Origin of the sequence: Roseateles amylovorans, from assembly GCF_025398155.2 — a bacterium.
Classification (GTDB): domain Bacteria; phylum Pseudomonadota; class Gammaproteobacteria; order Burkholderiales; family Burkholderiaceae_C; genus Roseateles; species Roseateles amylovorans.
Map to the genome: position 1 here is coordinate 511,203 of NZ_CP104562.2, position 18,060 is coordinate 529,262.

Here is an 18,060-nt window from a genome sequence, read left to right on the forward strand (position 1 = left end):
GGTTGCGCAAGAAGGATCCGGAGAACATGCGATGTCAGTCTTGCACTTGCCCGCCAGTTCGTTGTCCGAGGACGATCGCTCCTTGTCGCCGGTGTCCGCCCCGAATGGCGAGGCGCATGCCCGGGAGCTCACGCTGGACCTGATGTCGGACATGACCGGCCCGGCGCCGCAGGGTGCGGTGCCAATGCCACCCGGACCTGGCGTGGTGGTGGCCGAGTTCTGCGGCATCGATGAACAGGGACATCCCCGCATCCGGCTGCCCAACGCGACGGCGCCGGTGATTGCCCGCACGACCATCGCCCTGCCGCGTCGTGCTGCGGGCCAGCAGGCCTTGGTGTTTCACGACGCCTCGGCATCGGGCGGTCCGATCATCACGGGGCTCCTGCGCGAGCCGCAGCCGCTGGCCGCCGAGCCGTCTGCGATGCCATTCGAGCTGGAGATCGACGATGAGCGGGTGGTGTTGAACGCGGGGCGCCAACTGGTCCTTCGATGTGGTCAGGCCAGCATCACGTTGACGCGCGAGGGAAAAATCCTGCTGCGCGGAACCTACGTCTGCAGCCAGTCCAGCGGGGTCCACCGGATCAACGGCGCCAGCGTCGAGATCAACTGAAGACCTCGCGGGGCGATCGTTCATGTCCTGCACCGTCTTTGCCACCAACATGGGCTTCTTCCATCGCGGCAGCGGTGGCAAGGGCGTGGCACCCGGGGACGTCTGTCTGACGCCGCCACCGCCGCCAGGCGGACCGATCCCCGTGCCCTACGTCAACATGCTGCAGGCGTCGGACCTGGTCAAGGGCAGCGTCACGGTGTCCGTCGACGGCGAACCGACGGCCCTGGAGGATGCATCGGAGGTTTCCACCAGCACCGGTGACGAGGCGGGCAATCAGGGCGGCGGCGTGGTCACCCACAAGACCAAGGGGAAAGGGTCGTTCAAGAACTGGTCCCACACGGTCAAGGTCGAAGGCAAGGGCGTCGCTTGCCACGGCCACATGATGGCCCAGAACACCGCGTCGGATCCGCCCAACTGCATTGACGCGGCCGCCATCACGACCTTCAAGGTCTTTCTTGGCGACAAGTTCGGGAAACCTTGCCCTGCGTACGACTCCAAGAATCCCAAACATCGATTCGGGACGACCAAGGCGCAAGAGGACGCGGTCAAGGGGAAGACGTGTTGGGAATGCGCCGCCCAGCAGGCGGCGGGGCTGACGCCTCAGACCATGGATCCCCAGAATCCGGCGTCGTTCGGCAAGTTCCTGGACAACGAAAAGGAATTCATGACCCGGCGCAACGGCGCCTACAAAACACGCGATCGCCAGGAGATGACGGCCGACCATCAACCGCCCTTGTGCCTGGCATGGAAGATGGGCGGGTGCCATCTTGAACCGACGGACGGGGATCCCACCGGATTCCAGAAAAAGATGCGCGAGCCGGACATGGTCAAACCCCATTGTCGAGACCACTCCAATATGCAAGGCTCCCCCGCTGGCGCGTTCGCCCGGCGCGTGAATGTGAGCAGCCTGATGTGAGGCATGAGACCGATGGACCAAGACTTTGACCAGCTTCAAGGCGACTACCTCGCCGCCCTTCGTCCCGTGGTGGACGAGGCCAAGCGGTGGTGGGCGGCCCACACCCCAAGCTCGCACCTCGACCTTCCCGCGTCGTATGACCGCATGGATGGATTCCGCCGGCGCTGGACCACCGGACCCGCCGGCCATCCGCGCGTACTGGCCGTGTTCCGCGAGTACTACTTTCGGACGCATGACCTGAATGTCGACATGGAACGCCGAGCCGTCGCCCCCGACGACGAGGCGTTGACCTGGGGCCAGGACGTCCAGCCGCCCGACGTGGATTACCGACGCCCGATGGACTTTCTCATCAACGATCTGGCCTCGGTGGCGCCCGACCTCTTCGACGTGATGCAGGGTCTGAACTACGTTCCCGTGGGCAAGAATCCGATGGACAACGAAGAATGCTGACGCCGGACCTCGCGGACCTTCATCACAACGTGGAGCGCGGTCTCTACCGGCTCCTGAACGCACCGCGTGACATCGAGGGCGGCACGCCGGTGCCTGCCACCTCGCCGTCGCGAGCGGCCGCGGTCCCCGCGTTGCAGCAGGTGTTCGATGCCTATCACGAGGGCTTCCAGTACTTTGTCGACCACTCCTTCCGGTGGTGGGCGGGCTGTATCGCGGCGGCCGAGTCGATGGGCTTGAGCCATGAAGAAGCGGTGCAGGAGGCCTACGCCCAGCGCCTGGCGGGGCCCGCTTCCGCGCCGGAGTTTGTCTGGCTGATACGGCATTTCTGGTTGCGCGTGGACCGTGTCAATCGTGAACTTCCTTTCGACCAACGCGTGGCGCCACAGGACGTGCTGCTCCAATGGTTGGTGGAGGCTGGCGAGGACCGTGAGGTCTTGTTGATCACCGCCATGCCCTATTGGCCGTTGGGGCTGGACGAGCAAAACCAGTGGTGTTGAAAGGCGGGGCACCGTGTTCGATGTCGAGTTGGTCAACCGGACGCCGTTTGCCGCGCTCTCCCATGTTCAGATCGACGGGGCGGGACAGGAAGTGCTCGTCATCGTGCTGTGCGCCACATTCGCGGCCGGCGACCAGCACGAGGATGAAGACGACGGCCGATTGGGGCTCGCGGCGATTCAAGACCCGGTCCGGTTCGTTGACGAACCCCGCGCAGACCCGGCGTTCTCCAGCACGGCCTTCGAATCCGACATTGCGCCGCTGAAACCCCGTGTCGACGTGCTGGTCCACGGGCACGCGCATGCCCCGAGTGGCCGGGCGGTCGGTCAGATCGAGGTGGCACTCAGGCTGTCGAGCATTCACAAGCGCTTGAGAGTGACCGGTGACCGACAGTCGAAGAACGGCAGACCGGCGCCCTTCGAACGGCTCCCGCTGGTCTATGAGCGGGCCTTCGGCGGTACCACGGCCAAAGGCGAATGCTGCCTGGAGAACCCCGTCGGCATCGGCTTCCGAGGAGCGGCCTCGGCCGATCCCACGGTCGGGAGTGCATGGCCGAACATCGAGCATGCCGAGGCCGCCCACCGGTTCGACAGCCCGGTGCCGGCCGGTTTCGGCATCGTGGCGCGGCATTGGGCCCCGCGCCTGTCCCTGGCTGGCACCTACGACGCCCATTGGCTTGACGAGGTCTGGCCGCTCCCGCCCGGGGACTTCGATCCCTTGTTCAACCAGTCGGCGCCGCTTGACCAACAAATCGATCGGGTAACGGGGGGGGAGTCGGTCGAGATTCAACACATGACGCCCTCGGGAAGGTGGCACTTCCGATTGCCCAGGCTCGACGTCCCGATTCATCTTGTTCACGCCGATCACGTGGAGCGGGTCCCCACTCGCATCGATACCGTGGCCATTCACACCGACCGGAGAACGGTCACGCTGAAGGCGCGTGTGGCCATCCCGCGCATTCGCAACCGCCCCCCATTGCTCGCGGTGGTGCTGGGTCACGCCACGCCTGGCTGGTTGCTGGCACGCCAGCGGCTCAAGGTCTGGCAGGCACGTCCGGGCTTCATTGATGCCGCGCATGCGCCCTGTTTCCATCCTTGATCGCCCCGGCGCGCTGGTGAGGCGGTCATTCGAAGGAGCGCGCCGTTGAGCCCATCACTTTGGTTGCGCGGTGGGGGCGCTGTGACCGCAGTGGGGTTGGACCGGCCCCAGACTTGCGCAGGGATCCGGGCGCGCATGAGTCGCTTTGAAACCGTGTTGCGAACCCAACCCTTCGGCGCCGAGCAGATCGTGGCGAGGATCCCGGCGCATTGGGCCTTGCGTCGGACGCCGATGCAATGGCTCATCGCCATGGGCGCGCGCGTCGTTGACGAGGTGCTCGCCCGCCACGCGCTGGTGCCGGCATCGGGCGCGCTCATCCTGATCCCGCCTGAACCTTTCAGGGTGCCCTCACTGTCGGATCCAGGGCATCCCATGGCGTCGCTGGCAAGCCGGGTGGCGGAACGGGTCGGGGCTGACTTTCAGCGGGTGACTCAAACCCAAGGCGGAGGAGCCGCTGCGCTGGCAGAGGCGCTGGATCTGGCCCGGCAACTGCTCGGCGAACCGTCGCTGACCTACGTGCTGGTGGCCGCCACCGACACTTATGTGCTGGAGGCCGACTATGAGCGCCTGGAGCGTGCGGGTCGCCTCGGTACATCGCGCCAGGCGCAGGGGCTGACCCCCGGCGAGGGTGCCGCCTGCGTGCTGCTGACCTTGCCCACCCTGGAAGGCCCCCACACGCCCGGCGCCTCCACGGCCGAGCCGACCGCACTGCTCACGGGCTGGGCCGCCGCACACGAGCAGGATTCGGCCACCTCCGATCGCTATTCGCAGGGCAAAGCCAGGGTCGAGGCCCTTCGTTGCGCCACGCAACATGCCGGCGTGCTGGAGCCGAGCCTCGGCTGGATCCTGTCCAACGACAACGGCGAGCGCTACGCCGCCTGGGAGGCGACCTTGGCGCATGCCCGCTTTTTCCGGACCCGGCGGGCGCGCTTGTGCACCGTGCTTCCCGCCATGTCGGTGGGTGAGACCGGCAGTGCCGGCGCGCTGTTGGCGCTGCTCGCCTGTGCGCATCGCTTCATCCACGCCGCAGGGCAGGCTGAGAGCGCCGTGGTTGAACTCGGGTCCGAGGCCGGAGGTCGATCTGCCTGTGTGGTCGTGCCCCGAAAGGAGCGTTCTCCATGACGGCAGTGATCGAGGACATGGTGGCGCAATATGCCGAGCAGACCGCCTTTCTCTGGACCCAGCGGGTGCGGGCCGTCCAGAGTGCCGGACGCGACCTGGCGTCGCTGGCCGATCTCGATGAGCGATTGGCTGCGCACCTGGAGGGTCTTTACGTCGCGGCGGCGGCCGGCTGGCGGCACGCCCACCGGGCCCTTCAGGAGAGGCCGCAAGGCGGGGAAGCGTTTACCGCAGCGGCGTTGGCCTTGCAGGTGGGGGATGCGGCAGGGCTCGACGGTGTGCTGGCCCTGGCACCCACACAGTCCATGGTGATTCCCGGCATCGCGGCTGCGTTTGGATGGGTGGATCCCGCCCTGTTGCGAGGCATCGTCCTGGACCTCATTCAATCCACCTGCGAGGTGCGTCGACTGATCGGAGTCTGGGCGCTGGCGCTGCACCGGGTGGACCCTCGGGCGTCTTGGGCACAGCTCTTGGCGGACCCGAGCCCGACGGTCCGCGCGCGCGCGTTGCGACTGGCCGGCGAGGTGGGGGCCCTGCACCAGCGCGATGCCTGTCTGGATGGCTTGACCGACGATGACGCCAACTGCCGGAACTGGGCCGCCTGGAGCAGTGCGCTGCTGGGTGACCGTGGTCGGGCGATCGACGCGTTGAAGTCGCAGGCCGAGCAAGGCGCCGCTGGCGCAGGTCTTGATCTTTTGCTTCAGATCCAGGCTCCCGACGAGGCGCATGCCTGGTTGAAAGGGCTGGCGGGCCGGGGCGCCGACCTGCGCGTGCTGTTGCGCGCCAGCGGTCGGGTGGGCGATCCTGCGTATGTGCCGTGGCTGCTCAGTCAGATGCAGCAGCCAGCGACGGCACGGCTGGCGGGTGAGAGCTTCGCCCTCATCACCGGCGCCGATTTCCGCGAGCCAGGGCTGCGAGGCCGGACACCGGAGGGCTTCGAGGCCGGGCCCAACGACGACCCAGAAGATCCTGAAGTCGAATCCGATCCAGATGCGGACCTGCCCTGGCCGGACCCGCAAGCCGCCGCCAAATGGTGGACGGAGGCCCGCCATCGGCTGCCTTCTGGCCAACGGCGATGGCTCGGCCAGGCGCCCACCCGTACCCACTTGCTCACCATGTTGACCGAAGCCACACAGCGACATCGCGCCGTGGCTGCGACCGCACTGGCGCTCGGCACACCCGGAAGGCCGCTGTTTGACGTCTGTGCGCCGGCGCCACGCCAACGTGCCCTGTTGGCGCTGAGCGCCGGCTGAGTCCCAACACCGGCCGCTCACACCGCCGCGCCCGGTCACCCCAGCCTGAACTGCGCCACCACCGCATTCAGCCGCTCAGCCTGCTGCTTCAGGCTCTCAGCCGCGGCGGCGGACTGCTCCACCAACGCCGCGTTCTGCTGCGTCATCCGGTCGAGTTGGGTGACCGCCTCGTTGACCTGTCCCAGGCCCTGGCTTTGCTCATCGCTGGCGGCGCTGATCTGCCGGATCAGCGCGCTGACGCTGCGCACCTCGTCCACGATGCGGCGCATCGTCTCTCCTGCGGCGTCGACCTGGCGCGTCCCGTTCTCGACATTCACCACGCTCTCGCCGATCAAGGTCTTGATCTCCCGGGCCGCGCCCGCGCTGCGCGTGGCCAGGGTGCGGACTTCCGACGCCACCACCGCAAAGCCGCGGCCGTGCTCGCCTGCGCGGGCTGCCTCCACCGCCGCATTCAAGGCCAGGATGTTGGTCTGGAACGCGATGCTGTCGATGACGCCCAGGATCTCGGCAATCCGGCGCGAGCTGGTCGAAATGGCCGACATTGTCTGCACCACCGCCCCCACCGCGTCGCCGCCCTCGCTGGCCACGGTCGAGGCGCTGATGGCCAGGTCGGTGGCTCGACGAGCGGTCTCTGCGTTGGCGCGCACCGTGGCGGTGAGCTCTTCCATGGCGGAGGCGGTCTCCTGCAGGTTGCCGGCCTGCTCTTCGGTGCGGTGGCTCAGGTCGGCGTTGCCATTGGCGATCTCCGCCGAACCCAGAGCGATCGATCCCGCGCTGTCCCGCACCTGACCGACCACGCCCGCCAGGTCCCCGCTCATCTGCCGCAGCGCATTGATCAGCTGCCCGGTCTCGTCCCGGCTGCCGGGGTCAATGTGGCTGGCCAGATCCCCGCTCGCCACCGAGCGGGTCACTTCCACTGCCCGCGCCAGCGGCACGGTGATGCTGCGCGCCACTTGCAGGTTGATGCCCAGCAGCACCGCGGCGGCAACCACGACGGCGCCCAGCAGCATGATGCGCACGGTGCTTGCCGCAGTTTCGCTCTCGGCCTGTGTGGCCGTGCTGATGGCTTCGATCTGATCGCTCAGCGTGCTCATCTCGCCTTCCAGGGCCTTGAAGCTGGCGCTGAACGCGTCCATGCGGGCGGCGGCACCGGCCGCATCGCTGAAGGCGATGTCCACCATCTGGGTGGCCTGGTTGATGTAGGCCTCCAGGCTGGTCTGGGTGCGCACGATCGCGGCGTCGACCTCGGCGCTCAGTGAGGTCGACTTCAGCGAGGCCATCGCCGACCGGAACGCCTTCACATGGTCCGCCGTATCCGCCTTGATGGCCGCCTGCTCACCGGCCCGTTGTTGAGAAGCGGCCAGCAGGGCGCGGTAGACGTCGGCGCGCAGCGCGTCATGCATCATGTCCGCTTCCATCTGCTCACGCAGCGCGGAACCGGTCCGGATGAGCGCCTGGCCTTCGGCATCCAGACGGGCGATGGCGCCGTACCCGATCCCTCCGACCAGCAGCATGAAGAACACGCCGATCAGGCTGAGGGTCAGCATGCGCTGACGAATGGTCATCGTTGGGAGCATCGAGTCCTCCGGGAAACACAGACCGATCAACCGGAAAGCGGGCGATTGCGCGGCGCCGCATCCGCGTCTTCAGAACCTGACCGAGAAGCCGACGGTCCAGGCCCAGTCCGGCGCGGCTTTGCTGATGCCGCGCGAGACGGCGGTGTCGAGCTGCAGCGACGGGGCCAACTGCCAAGTCAGGCCGGTATCGAAGGTCACCACATTCCCGCCGTTGCGCGCGGAGGTCAATTGCTGCCCGGCCACCTCGACGAAGCCGCGCCATCGCTCGGCCAACGGCATGCCCGCCGTCGCGGCCAGAATGCCGCCGACATAGCGCTTGTCCGATTCATTGCGCTCCTGGTAGAGCCCGCCCATGACGCCGACGGAGTAGTCGTGCGGCAGATCCCATTCCGCGGTCAGTCGCACCGACGGTCGCAGGCCATGGCCTTTGAATGCACGCGAGCCGCTGGGCGTGTCGACATGGAACAACCAGGCCATGCCCGGGAGGTTGCGCGCTTCATCGCCATCCGCGACATGCCATTTGATGCCCAGGGCGCTGTCGGCAAAGCCGTTGTCTCGGATGGTCGTGCCGTCGGTTGTGCTGCGGGCGCGCAAGGCGCCATCGGTTTCGAGCCGGAGCTCAAGGTCGTCCGCGAACCCCCAGCGAAGCAGGGTGGGGGTGGACTGCACACGGGACTTGGAGCCGCCACGCTTGTCGCGCTCGAAGGCGACGCTGGTCTCGATCTGGAACCGGCCCTTGCCGACGGTGTCACTGGACTCGACGAAATCCGGACGATCGGTGGCGATGCCGTCATCGGCGGCCATCGCGGGCTGTGCACACCCGAGGATCAGGCCCAGCGCCATCCCTCCGGCCATCGCGACAGGCCATGGGGACGCGGGGCGCTGCCAATGGCTGCGACATCGGTTGGCGGGCTGGCTCGGTGCGCGGTTCAGCCGGGTGGCGATGGCACGGTGGATCGATGACATGGTTGGTCTCCTCCAGCTCCGATCGGTCGACTATAGGGGTAGCCCCCATAGCCGAACAGCGCTGCCCGAGAGAAACAGGGGGCAGCCACACTGGCGGGAAGACGCCAGCCGTTAAATACGTCCTCAAGTTGCGAACCTTGATGCGATAGGCCGTCCTGGGTCCTCAACGAGGGCCACGCAGCCGCAGCCGCAGCCGCAGCGGCGGGGCCTGTTGACGCGCTGCGCCCGGCTGGGAGTCATCCTTCTTCCCGACCGGCCCCTTCCCGGTCCTGCGCATAGTGCCTGGCCAGCGGAAACGGCGGCAGCCAAGCCTCGCGCCGCACGACCCAGCTTTCATAGCTCGGCATGAGCTGATCGGGCGCGTCCAGCGCGCCCAGGTGCACCTCCACCTCGTCGCCGCTGCGGGCAAACACCGATGAGCCGCACCGTGGGCAGAAATGCCGACCGCGGTAGTCCCGCGTCTCCCCCGTGATCGCAACGGCGTCCTGCGCAAAGACCGCCGCGGCATAGAACAGCGCGCCGTGATGCTTGCGGCAGTCCAGGCAATGGCACAGGCCCACCCGGTGCGGTCGCCCGCGCGCCTCCAACCGGACCTCGCCGCACAGACATCCTCCTGTGAATCGATCCATCCTGCGTCTCCTTCAAACGCCCACGAGGGAAGCGCGGCATCGCCCCCGTGAAGTGCCGCAGGGGCGCATTCGGCCCCGAATACATGGCCTCCGCTCAAGATTTCACCGCAGCGATGCCAGCCCAGGCACCCGCTTGGGGCGGTTCAAGGGTTAATGCGTAGCCCTGCGTTGCACCTGCGTGGTGCGATTGGGCGCAGGACGGGGCGTGTTTTGCAACCCCTCGTTGCGTTCATGAGCCGGAATGGGGCCTGGCATAAAAGCTGCAAAGCTTCCTACGGATTTGGAGCCCACCCACTCAACAAGCATCAGGAGCCCCTCCGCATGAAGCCCATGATCGCCGTTCTGGCCGCCGCACTTGCCGCCTCCGCGCTGCCGGCGTTTGCCCAAGCCGCCGACCCGTTGTCCTTCAACCTGAGCGTGACCTCGGACTACCGCTATCGCGGCATTTCGCAATCCCGCCTCAAGCCGGCCCTGCAAGGCGGCGTGGATTACGCCCATTCCAGCGGCTTCTACATCGGCGCCTGGGCGTCGACGATCAAGTGGATCTCCGATGCCGGCGGCGACGCGGATGTCGAGATCGACACCTACCTCGGCTACAAGACCGCACTCGGCGGCGGCTTCACCGGCGACATCGGCTTCCTGCGCTACAACTATCCGGGCAACGACCTGAACCCGAGCGCCAACACCAACGAAATCTACGGCGCGCTGAGCTACGGCCCCGCCACGCTGAAGTATTCGCACAGCACCACCAACCTGTTCGGCTTCGCCGACTCCAAGCAGAGCGGCTACCTGGACCTGAGCGCGACCTTCGACGTCGGCAACGGCTTCACCCTGACCCCGCACGTGGGTCACCAGAAGGTGAAGAACGTCGGTTCCGCCTCCTACACCGATTACTCGCTGACGGTGAACAAGGACTGGTACGGCCTGACCTGGGGCGCCGCCTTCGTGGCGACCAACACCGACGCCTACATCGGCGGCAAGGGCAAGGACCTGGGCAAGAACGGCGTGGTCGTGTCCGTGAAGAAGGTCTTCTGAGACCGACCCGTCAGCGATTCGAGGAGAGAGCCATGAAACTGATTACCGCCGTCATCAAGCCATTCAAGCTCGATGAAGTGCGCGAGGCCCTGAGCGCCATCGGCGTGCAGGGGCTGACCGTCACCGAGGTCAAGGGCTTCGGCCGCCAGAAGGGCCACACCGAGCTGTATCGCGGTGCGGAGTACGTTGTCGATTTCCTGCCGAAGGTGAAGATCGAGGCCGCCGTGTCGGACGGCGTCGTCGAGCAGGTGATCGAGGCCATCGAGAACGCGGCCCGCACCGGCAAGATCGGCGACGGGAAGATCTTCGTCTCCCCGCTGGACCAGGTCATCCGCATCCGCACCGGCGAGACCGGCCAGGACGCGCTCTGATCGCGCGCCGCGCCCGCCCATCGACGCCCTCCGCCCATTGACGACGTCCATCCTCAAGATCAAACGAAGAGAGTCCCGATCATGAAGAAACTCCTTGCCTGCCTGGCCTTGGCCGCGGCAGCCTTCACCAGCCTGGCCCCGGCGGCCTGGGCGCAGGACGCGGCCTCCGCGCCCGCGGCAGTCGCCGCGAGCGAGGCCGCACCGGTCGCCGCCGCGACCGCGCCTGCCGCTGTCGCGCCGGCTGCTTCCGCGCCGGCCGAGGCCGCTTCGGCCGCCGCCGCGCCGGCACCGGTGCCCAACAAGGGCGACACCGCCTGGATGATGGTCTCCACCCTGCTGGTGATCCTGATGACGGTGCCCGGCCTGGCCTTGTTCTACGGCGGCCTGGTCCGCAGCAAGAACATGCTGTCGGTGCTGATGCAGGTGATGGTCACCTTCTCGCTCATCGTGGTGCTGTGGGCCGTCTACGGCTACAGCCTGGCGTTCACCGAGGGCAACCAGTTCATCGGCGGCTTTGACCGGCTGTTCATGAAGGGCATCTGGGACAACGCGGCCGGCACCTTCGCCAATGCCGCGACCTTCAGCAAGGGTGTCTACATCCCGGAGATCGTCTTCGCGGCCTTCCAGGCGACCTTCGCCGGCATCACCTGCTGCCTGATCGTCGGCGCCTTCGCCGAGCGCATCAAGTTCAGCGCCGTGCTGCTGTTCATGGTCATCTGGTTCACCTTCAGCTATGCGCCGATGGCCCACATGGTCTGGTTCTGGATGGGCCCGGATGCCTACAGCTCGGCCGCCGTGGTGGACGAGATGAACGGCAAGGCCGGTCTGATCTGGCAATGGGGCGCGCTGGACTTCGCCGGCGGCACGGTGGTGCACATCAATGCGGCGGTCGCCGGCCTGGTGGGTGCCTACATGGTGGGCAAGCGCATCGGCTACGGTAAGGAAGCCTTCACCCCGCACAGCCTGACCCTGACCATGGTCGGCGCCTCGATGCTGTGGGTGGGCTGGTTCGGCTTCAACGCCGGATCCGCGCTGGAAGCCAACGGCTTCGCCGCCCTGGGCTTCATCAACACGCTGTTTGCGACGGCCGCCGCAGTGCTGGCCTGGTGCATCGGCGAGGCATTGCTCAAGGGCAAGGCCTCGATGCTGGGTGCGGCCTCGGGTGCGGTGGCCGGTCTGGTGGCCATCACGCCGGCGGCGGGCAACGTCGGTATCGGCGGTGGTCTGGTGATCGGCTTCATCGCTGGCTTCGCCTGCCTGTGGGGTGTCTCCGGCCTGAAGAAGCTGCTGGGCGCGGATGACTCGCTGGATGTGTTCGGCGTGCACGGTGTCGGCGGCATCGTCGGTGCCCTGCTGACCGGTGTCTTCAACTCGCCCAACCTGGGTGGCCCGAGCGCCGTCGGCGATTGGGTGACGGCCTCGGTCATCGCGGCGGATGTCTATTCGATCGGCGGCCAGGTGTGGACGCAGCTCAAGGCCGTGCTGCTGACCATCGTCTGGTCGGGCGTGGTTTCGGTGGTCGCCTTCAAGATCGTCGACCTGGTGATCGGACTGCGCGTCACCGAAGAGGAAGAGCGCGAAGGCCTGGACATCGCCTCCCACGGCGAGACCGCCTATCACAAGTGATCGTGAGAAGGGCCCGTCGCCGGTGCTCGTACCGCCGGCGTCGTGGCCTCTCGACAAGACAAGAAGTGGTTCCTGCAATGAACGGTTGAGACCGGCACGCTGCGGTGCTCGACTTCAAGCCGCCCCCCGGGGCGGCTTTTTTTCGTCACGGTCATTGCGACGCGATGCAACTGGGGCTGGGCAGCGCACATTGCATCTGCCGAAGGATCAACAGGTGGGCCGCGTTGCGGTTCCACATGATTCGCGCGCCGATGCGGTCCCGTTGGTTGAGACGGATGTCCCCAGGGCCGACCGGCCGTCCCAAGGCCTGATGCGCCAGCGTGAAGAAGACCTGGCTGTCCCCAATCATGATGGAGGGCTGCAGCGGGTGCTGGATCGCGCCCAGCAAGGTCACGATGCGCGCGCCCAACTCGTCCCCTGACGGGGCATCCGGATGGAGCAGTCCGAGCCCATGGCCGATCTCATGCAGGGCTGTCAGGCTGGTCAACATCGCGGCGAAGTCGTTGAGCGAGACCTGGCGACTGTCGATCACGCCTTGTCGAGTCATGTCGCCGTAGAGACGGACGGCCTTCCGTGCGATGTTGCGCAGGGACAGGGTGACCTCGTGAACCGGCCCCCGCACATTCGTCCAGCCCAGGGCTGACGGCAACGCCAGCGTGCCGTATCCGATGCGCAGGCTCGGCGTCTCGCCGGGACTGACGGCGCGCAGCGGCAGGCCTGCGGCTGTCCACTCCGCCAGAGCGTCCCGGATCAGCGGCCTGGCATTGATCTGGACCGACACCGAACGGCCGTCTTGCCCGGCGATTCCTTCGACATATTGACCCATCGGCGCGATCTCGAAGGTGAGTTCGCCGTCCCACTTTTGCTGCAGCCGCAAGGGTGTGCCGTCCGCGTTGCCCAGGCCCTTCACGCTGGTGAGATCCGCCGGCGGCGGCAGGGGGCGCGGCGTCGGCGGGATGGGTTGGGCCAAGGACGCGGTGGACAGCAGCACCAGCATCGTCACGGCCACGGCCCGGCGCCAATGACCTGACCAGGACCGCCCGCACAGGCACGGGCGGGAAGCGGTTTGGCTGGCTCTCATGGTGCCGGCGGCGAGCAATCCTTCCCCGCGGAACAGATTCGAATCTCAAACTCGTCCTGTGGCCCCATGCAGTTGTAGTCGTTGCTGGTCACGCGCACAGGCAATTGCATGGCGAAGGCCAACTGAAGCGCGTCGACCTTCTTGTTCCAGCGTGTGGGGCTGTCGGATTCCCAGATCGACACCATCGGCGGCAGGCTCTGATCGATGTGGTATCGCCACAAGTCCATCGGCTTCACTGCCGAGGTGAGGTGGAGGCGCAGGTTGCTCTGGCCGGTCGAGGGCAGCAACAGCATGTCGATGAGGCCTTCCCCACAGCGGAAGCCGGCCCACGCCGAGTTGGAACCGCCGAGCAGCACGGCGATGAGGACCCCTGCGAGCAGGCGCATGGGAGGACAACTTTGGATGAAGTTCAGAGTCATTGGCGGTGTGGGCAATGTGGGGACGGGAGCGAGTGCGACCTATTCGGGCGTCGGTTCGGTCCCGGGCAGCGGCCGTCCTCCCGTGCGCACGGTCGGGTCCCTGCGGACGTCAGACCGGTTGGCGCGCCGGCCCAAGTCCCCACGGTCGTCCCTCAACGACCGCGGCGAAGCCAGACGACGGGGCCACAATGGCGGCAACGCCACTGCGAACCCTCCGCCATGCAACGCCCGGCCCCGAGTTCCCCCGCCCGCCTGCCCGACCGCTGGCAGTTCTGGATCGACCGCGGCGGCACCTTCACCGACCTGGTCGGCCGGGCGCCGGATGGCGAGTTGCACACGCTCAAGCTGCTGTCCGAGAACCCGGAGCACTACCGCGATGCGGCGGTGGAAGGCATCCGTCGGCTGCTCGGTCTGCCGGCCGGCGCGCTCATCACCGCCGATCAGGTCGAGTGCGTGAAGATGGGCACCACCGTGGCCACGAATGCCTTGCTGGAGCGCCGTGGCGACCGCACCTTGCTGGTCACGACCCGAGGCTTCCGCGATGCGCTGCGCATCGCGACCCAGGCCCGACCGCGCCTGTTCGAACGACACATCCAACTGCCGGAGTTGCTCTATGAGCGCGTGATCGAAGCGGACGAACGCGTGGACGCGCAGGGCGAGGTGATCGTTGCGCTCGACGAAGCCGCATTGCGCGCCGACCTGCAGACGGCCTTCGATGCCGGCCTGCGGTCCTGCGCCATCGTCTTCCTGCACGGCTGGCGGGCGCCGGCCCATGAAGCGGCCGCCAAACGGCTGGCGGCGGCGATCGGCTTCAGCCAGATCTCGGTCTCGCACGAGGTCAGCCCGCTGATGAAGCTGATCCCGCGCGGCGACACCACCGTGGTCGACGCCTATCTCAGCCCGATCCTGCGGCGCTATGTCGATCAGGTCGCCAGCCAGATGCCGGGCGTGCGGCTGTTCTTCATGCAGAGCTCCGGCGGCCTCACCGAGGCCCACCGCTTCCAGGGCAAGGATGCGATCCTGTCCGGCCCGGCGGGTGGCATCGTCGGCATGGTGCGCACTGCGCAGTCGGCCGGGCATGAGCGGGTGATCGGATTCGACATGGGCGGCACCTCCACCGATGTCAGCCACTTTGCCGGCGAATTCGAGCGCGCCTTCGACACCGAGGTGGCCGGTGTGCGCATGCGCGCGCCGATGATGAGCATCCACACGGTGGCCGCGGGCGGCGGCTCGGTGATTGCGTTCGATGGGGCGCGGCTGCGCGTGGGGCCGGCATCGGCCGGGGCCAATCCCGGACCGGCCAGCTACCGGCGCGGCGGTCCGCTGGCCACCACCGATGCGAATGTGATGCTGGGTCGCATCCAACCCGATCACTTCCCCAAGGTGTTCGGTCCCGGCGCGGACCAGCCCCTGGACCGCGAGGTGGTGCAGCAGCGGTTCGGCGAGCTGGCCGCCGCCATGGCCGCCGCCGGCAAGCCGATCACGCCGGAGGAGGCGGCCGCGGGCGCGCTCCAGATTGCCGTCGGCGCCATGGCCAATGCCATCAAGCGGATCTCGGTGGCGCGCGGTTATGACGTCACCGGCTACACCCTGCAGTGCTTCGGCGGTGCCGGCGGCCAGGCCGCCTGCCTGGTGGCCGATGCGCTGGGCATGACGCGCATCCTGGCCCATCCGCTGGCCGGTGTGCTGAGCGCCTACGGCATGGGGCTGGCCGACCAGATCGCGATGCGCGAGGCGTCGGTGGAGCGCTTGCTCGACGACGCGGGACTCGCTGCCACCCGCCAGGCCGCGTCGGTGCTGGCCCGACAAGCCGCCGAGGAACTGGCGGCCCAAGGCGTGCCGGCTCACCTGCTGCGCACCGTGGCACGGGTGCAGGTGCGCTACCAGGGCACCGACACGGCGCTGAGCTGTCTGCTGCCGGAAGCACTGAATGAGCCTGTTGCGCCGAATGAGCCGGATGAGCCGGATGAGGCCTTGGCCCGCTCGACGCCCGCGTCACAGGCGGCGATCGCCGCCATCCGCGGCGACTTCGAACAGGCCTACCGACAACGCTTCGCCTTCCTGATGCCGGGCCGGGCGCTGGTCATCGAGGCGGTGTCGGTGGAGTGCCTCGCGGCCGGTGCCGAGCTGGTCGAGCGCGAGCGCGCCGCGCCGTCAACGCCGCATCGGCCGGAGCCGCTGGACCGGGTGCGCATGTACTGCCTGGCCGATGACCAGCCGGCGGGCTGGCGGGAGGCTGAGCTGCATCAGCGCGAGTCGCTCCAGCCCGGCGCCTGCATCGAAGGCCCCGCGGTGATTGCCGAGCGCAATGCGACCACGGTGGTCGATGCCGGCTGGCAGGCCGAGGTCCAGCCCGGCGGCGAGCTGTTGCTGACCCGCATCCGCGCCCGCAGCAGCGGCCGGGCCCTGGGCACCGAGGCGGACCCGGTGGTGCTGGAGGTGTTCAACAACCTGTTCATGAACATTGCGGAGCAGATGGGCCTGCGGCTGCAGAACACGGCTTACTCGGTCAACATCAAGGAGCGGCTGGACTTCTCCTGCGCGCTTTTCGATCGCGACGGACAGCTCATCGCCAATGCGCCGCACATGCCGGTGCATCTGGGCTCGATGAGCGAATCGATCCGGTCGGTCATCCACCGCAATCCGGTGATGCGGCCCGGCGATGTGTTCGTGCTCAATGATCCGTATCACGGCGGCACCCATCTGCCGGACATCACCGTGGTCACGCCGGTGTTCCTCGATCAGGAGCAGGTGCCGGGCTTCTTCGTCGCCAGCCGCGGTCATCATGCGGACATCGGCGGCATCACGCCGGGGTCGATGCCGCCGTTCTCGCGCGAGATCGGCGAGGAGGGTGTGCTGATCGACAACTTCAAGCTGGTCGAACAAGGCCATCTGCGCGAACAGGAACTGCTGGCGCTGCTGCAGGGCGGTCCGCATCCGAGCCGCAATCCGGCGCAGAACCTGGCCGACCTGCGGGCCCAGGTGGCGGCCAACGAGAAGGGCGTCCAGGAACTGCAGGCGATGGTGGCGCAGTTCGGCCGCGCCACGGTCGATGCCTACATGGGCCATGTGCAGGACAACGCCGAGGCCTCGGTGCGGCGCGTGATCTCGGTGCTCAAGGACGGCGAGTTCGTTCTGCCGCTGGACAACGGCGCCCGGATCCAGGTGGCGGTGCGGGTGAATGCGGCCGAGCGTCGGGCGACGGTGGACTTCACCGGCACCAGCGAACAACAGCCCAACAACTTCAATGCGCCGAAGTCGATCACGATGGCGGCGGTGCTCTATGTGTTCCGCACGCTGGTGGACGACGCGATTCCGCTGAATGCCGGTTGTCTGAAGCCGATCGAGGTGATCGTGCCCGAGGGCAGCATGCTCAATCCGCGTCCGCCCGCAGCGGTGGTGGCGGGCAATGTCGAGACCTCGCAGTGCGTGACCAACGCGATCTACGGTGCGCTGGGGGTGATGGCCGCGGGGCCGTGCACGATGAACAACTTCACCTTCGGCGATGCCCGGCATCAGTACTACGAGACCCTCTCGGGCGGCTCCGGTGCCGGGCCGGGGTTCGATGGCACCTCGGTGGTCCAGACCCACATGACCAACTCCCGGCTGACCGATCCGGAGGTGCTGGAGTTCCGCTTCCCGGTGCGGCTGGACAGCTACGCGATCCGGACCGGATCCGCGGGCGCTGGGCGCTGGCATGGCGGGGAGGGCGGCGAACGGCGCGTCCGGTTCCTCGTGCCGATGACGGCCTCCATCCTGAGCAACGGGCGCACCCTCGGCGCCTTCGGCCTGGCGGGCGGCGGTCCGGGCGCGGTGGGGGAGAACCGGGTCGAGCGGGCCGATGGCCGCATCGAGACGCTGGGGCACATCGGGCAGGTCGAGATGGCGCCGGGCGATGTCTTCGTCATCCGCACGCCCGGCGGCGGGGGCTACGGCCCGATCGGCGACCACTGACCCGGATCTGAACCGGTTTTCATCGACCTTCCTTGCGGTGGAGTCCCCGGCTTCGGGGGAAGGGCGCTGGACGGCGATATGCTGGCCTCCCCCGGAGGCGGCACGTTCGCACTGGTGGGCGGCCAAGGTGAGGGCGTCGGCTTCGGCGTCAGAGTCGGGACCGGTTCCGGACTTTCCCTTCAACCCCGCGCTCGAATCAGGTGGGCATCCCTCAGGTGGGAACCGCAGCGGGCGGCCCGACGACTGGGCCGAGCGGCGGCGACGCACGGGCCAGACCGGCGACGCTCGGCAGCTTCTGGTTCGCCGCTGTCGGACGATCAGGCAATCCTGGGCGAGAGGCGGATGCGGGCAGCATCGAGGTCGGGCGAAGCGGCGGGCGTGTCTCTTGCCTTTCTTGGTTCTACCCTCACCTCCGGTGCCGAGGGAAGCCCTGCGTGACTGCCCGCCCAGGACGCTGACTC

Annotated in this window: 16 protein-coding genes; 11 read left to right on the top strand and 5 right to left on the bottom strand. The window is 67.6% G+C overall.

Going from position 1 to position 18,060, the window contains the following annotated elements; genetic code table 11:
- The first annotated feature begins 31 nt into the window (after window positions 1-31).
- The 7 genes from N4261_RS02200 to N4261_RS02230 all read left to right on the top strand — a co-directional run bounded on the left by N4261_RS02200 (window position 32) and on the right by N4261_RS02230 (window position 5,941).
- Window positions 32-610 carry a DUF6484 domain-containing protein gene (locus N4261_RS02200; RefSeq protein WP_261758606.1) on the top strand — a complete coding sequence of 193 codons (579 nt, stop codon included), beginning with the start codon at window positions 32-34 and terminating at the stop codon, window positions 608-610.
- A 49-nt stretch (window positions 611-659) separates the two neighbouring features.
- The gene (locus N4261_RS02205) at window positions 660-1,526 is read left to right on the top strand and encodes a DUF4150 domain-containing protein (RefSeq protein ID WP_261760587.1); all 867 of its coding nucleotides are present in this window, start codon (window positions 660-662) and stop codon (window positions 1,524-1,526) included.
- Window positions 1,527-1,538: 12 nt separating this feature from the next.
- On the top strand, window positions 1,539-1,976 hold the full coding sequence (locus N4261_RS02210) for a hypothetical protein (RefSeq protein WP_261758607.1): 438 nt from the start codon (window positions 1,539-1,541) through the stop codon (window positions 1,974-1,976).
- On the top strand, window positions 1,970-2,473 hold the full coding sequence (locus N4261_RS02215) for a hypothetical protein (protein WP_261758608.1): 504 nt from the start codon (window positions 1,970-1,972) through the stop codon (window positions 2,471-2,473). The genes N4261_RS02210 and N4261_RS02215 overlap by 7 nt, the downstream gene beginning before the upstream one ends.
- Window positions 2,474-2,486: 13 nt before the next feature.
- The gene (locus tag N4261_RS02220) at window positions 2,487-3,569 is read left to right on the top strand and encodes a DUF2169 family type VI secretion system accessory protein (RefSeq protein WP_261758609.1); all 1,083 of its coding nucleotides are present in this window, start codon (window positions 2,487-2,489) and stop codon (window positions 3,567-3,569) included.
- Between the two features lie 135 nt (window positions 3,570-3,704).
- A complete protein-coding gene (locus N4261_RS02225; protein ID WP_261758610.1) occupies window positions 3,705-4,691 on the top strand; it encodes a hypothetical protein in 987 nt (328 codons plus the stop codon).
- Window positions 4,688-5,941: a TIGR02270 family protein gene (locus tag N4261_RS02230; protein ID WP_261758611.1), complete on the top strand. Its 1,254-nt coding sequence runs from the start codon at window positions 4,688-4,690 to the stop codon at window positions 5,939-5,941. Before N4261_RS02225 ends, N4261_RS02230 begins: the two co-directional genes overlap by 4 nt.
- Before the next feature lie 35 nt (window positions 5,942-5,976).
- On the opposite strand, the gene N4261_RS26010 is transcribed toward N4261_RS02230, so the two are convergent.
- The 3 genes from N4261_RS26010 to N4261_RS02250 all read right to left on the bottom strand — a co-directional run bounded on the left by N4261_RS26010 (window position 5,977) and on the right by N4261_RS02250 (window position 9,113).
- A complete protein-coding gene (locus tag N4261_RS26010) occupies window positions 5,977-7,506 on the bottom strand; it encodes a methyl-accepting chemotaxis protein (RefSeq protein ID WP_290428844.1) in 1,530 nt (509 codons plus the stop codon).
- Window positions 7,507-7,587: 81 nt separating this feature from the next.
- Entirely contained in the window at window positions 7,588-8,484 is an 897-nt protein-coding gene (locus tag N4261_RS02245) for a transporter (RefSeq protein WP_261758612.1), read from the bottom strand.
- A 236-nt stretch (window positions 8,485-8,720) separates the two neighbouring features.
- Window positions 8,721-9,113 carry a GFA family protein gene (locus N4261_RS02250; protein ID WP_261758613.1) on the bottom strand — a complete coding sequence of 131 codons (393 nt, stop codon included), beginning with the start codon at window positions 9,111-9,113 and terminating at the stop codon, window positions 8,721-8,723.
- A gap of 321 nt (window positions 9,114-9,434) precedes the next feature.
- Between N4261_RS02250 and N4261_RS02255 the strand changes: the two genes are divergently transcribed.
- The 3 genes from N4261_RS02255 (at window position 9,435) to N4261_RS02265 (ending at window position 12,145) form a co-directional block, all read left to right on the top strand.
- Window positions 9,435-10,148 carry a TorF family putative porin gene (locus N4261_RS02255; protein WP_261758614.1) on the top strand — a complete coding sequence of 238 codons (714 nt, stop codon included), beginning with the start codon at window positions 9,435-9,437 and terminating at the stop codon, window positions 10,146-10,148.
- A 32-nt stretch (window positions 10,149-10,180) separates the two neighbouring features.
- Window positions 10,181-10,519 (top strand): P-II family nitrogen regulator, encoded by a 339-nt coding sequence (gene glnK / locus N4261_RS02260; protein ID WP_261758615.1) that lies wholly within the window; start codon window positions 10,181-10,183, stop codon window positions 10,517-10,519.
- A gap of 81 nt (window positions 10,520-10,600) precedes the next feature.
- Window positions 10,601-12,145 carry an ammonium transporter gene (locus tag N4261_RS02265; RefSeq protein WP_261758616.1) on the top strand — a complete coding sequence of 515 codons (1,545 nt, stop codon included), beginning with the start codon at window positions 10,601-10,603 and terminating at the stop codon, window positions 12,143-12,145.
- Window positions 12,146-12,296: 151 nt separating this feature from the next.
- On the opposite strand, the gene N4261_RS02270 is transcribed toward N4261_RS02265, so the two are convergent.
- Window positions 12,297-13,154: a zinc metalloprotease gene (locus tag N4261_RS02270; RefSeq protein WP_261758617.1), complete on the bottom strand. Its 858-nt coding sequence runs from the start codon at window positions 13,152-13,154 to the stop codon at window positions 12,297-12,299.
- 68 nt (window positions 13,155-13,222) lie between these two features.
- Entirely contained in the window at window positions 13,223-13,612 is a 390-nt protein-coding gene (locus tag N4261_RS02275) for a hypothetical protein (protein ID WP_261758618.1), read from the bottom strand.
- Window positions 13,613-13,864: 252 nt separating this feature from the next.
- On the opposite strand from N4261_RS02275, the gene N4261_RS02280 reads away from it, so the two are divergent.
- A complete protein-coding gene (locus N4261_RS02280; protein WP_261758619.1) occupies window positions 13,865-17,599 on the top strand; it encodes a hydantoinase B/oxoprolinase family protein in 3,735 nt (1,244 codons plus the stop codon).
- Window positions 17,600-18,060: the final 461 nt, after the last annotated feature.

What these genes read in the sequence shown, in the direction of transcription:
- N4261_RS02250 (WP_261758613.1), bottom strand. Translation starts at nt 9,113, where the DNA reads ATGGATCGATTCACAGGAGGATGTCTGTGCGGCGAGGTCCGGTTGGAG.
- N4261_RS02255 (WP_261758614.1), top strand. Translation starts at nt 9,435, where the DNA reads ATGAAGCCCATGATCGCCGTTCTGGCCGCCGCACTTGCCGCCTCCGCG.
- N4261_RS26010 (WP_290428844.1), bottom strand. Translation starts at nt 7,506, where the DNA reads ATGACCATTCGTCAGCGCATGCTGACCCTCAGCCTGATCGGCGTGTTC.
- N4261_RS02205 (WP_261760587.1), top strand. Translation starts at nt 660, where the DNA reads ATGGGCTTCTTCCATCGCGGCAGCGGTGGCAAGGGCGTGGCACCCGGG.
- N4261_RS02265 (WP_261758616.1), top strand. Translation starts at nt 10,601, where the DNA reads ATGAAGAAACTCCTTGCCTGCCTGGCCTTGGCCGCGGCAGCCTTCACC.
- N4261_RS02215 (WP_261758608.1), top strand. Translation starts at nt 1,970, where the DNA reads ATGCTGACGCCGGACCTCGCGGACCTTCATCACAACGTGGAGCGCGGT.
- glnK (WP_261758615.1), top strand. Translation starts at nt 10,181, where the DNA reads ATGAAACTGATTACCGCCGTCATCAAGCCATTCAAGCTCGATGAAGTG.
- N4261_RS02275 (WP_261758618.1), bottom strand. Translation starts at nt 13,612, where the DNA reads ATGCGCCTGCTCGCAGGGGTCCTCATCGCCGTGCTGCTCGGCGGTTCC.
- N4261_RS02245 (WP_261758612.1), bottom strand. Translation starts at nt 8,484, where the DNA reads ATGTCATCGATCCACCGTGCCATCGCCACCCGGCTGAACCGCGCACCG.
- N4261_RS02230 (WP_261758611.1), top strand. Translation starts at nt 4,688, where the DNA reads ATGACGGCAGTGATCGAGGACATGGTGGCGCAATATGCCGAGCAGACC.
- N4261_RS02280 (WP_261758619.1), top strand. Translation starts at nt 13,865, where the DNA reads ATGCAACGCCCGGCCCCGAGTTCCCCCGCCCGCCTGCCCGACCGCTGG.
- N4261_RS02225 (WP_261758610.1), top strand. Translation starts at nt 3,705, where the DNA reads ATGAGTCGCTTTGAAACCGTGTTGCGAACCCAACCCTTCGGCGCCGAG.
- N4261_RS02210 (WP_261758607.1), top strand. Translation starts at nt 1,539, where the DNA reads ATGGACCAAGACTTTGACCAGCTTCAAGGCGACTACCTCGCCGCCCTT.
- N4261_RS02200 (WP_261758606.1), top strand. Translation starts at nt 32, where the DNA reads ATGTCAGTCTTGCACTTGCCCGCCAGTTCGTTGTCCGAGGACGATCGC.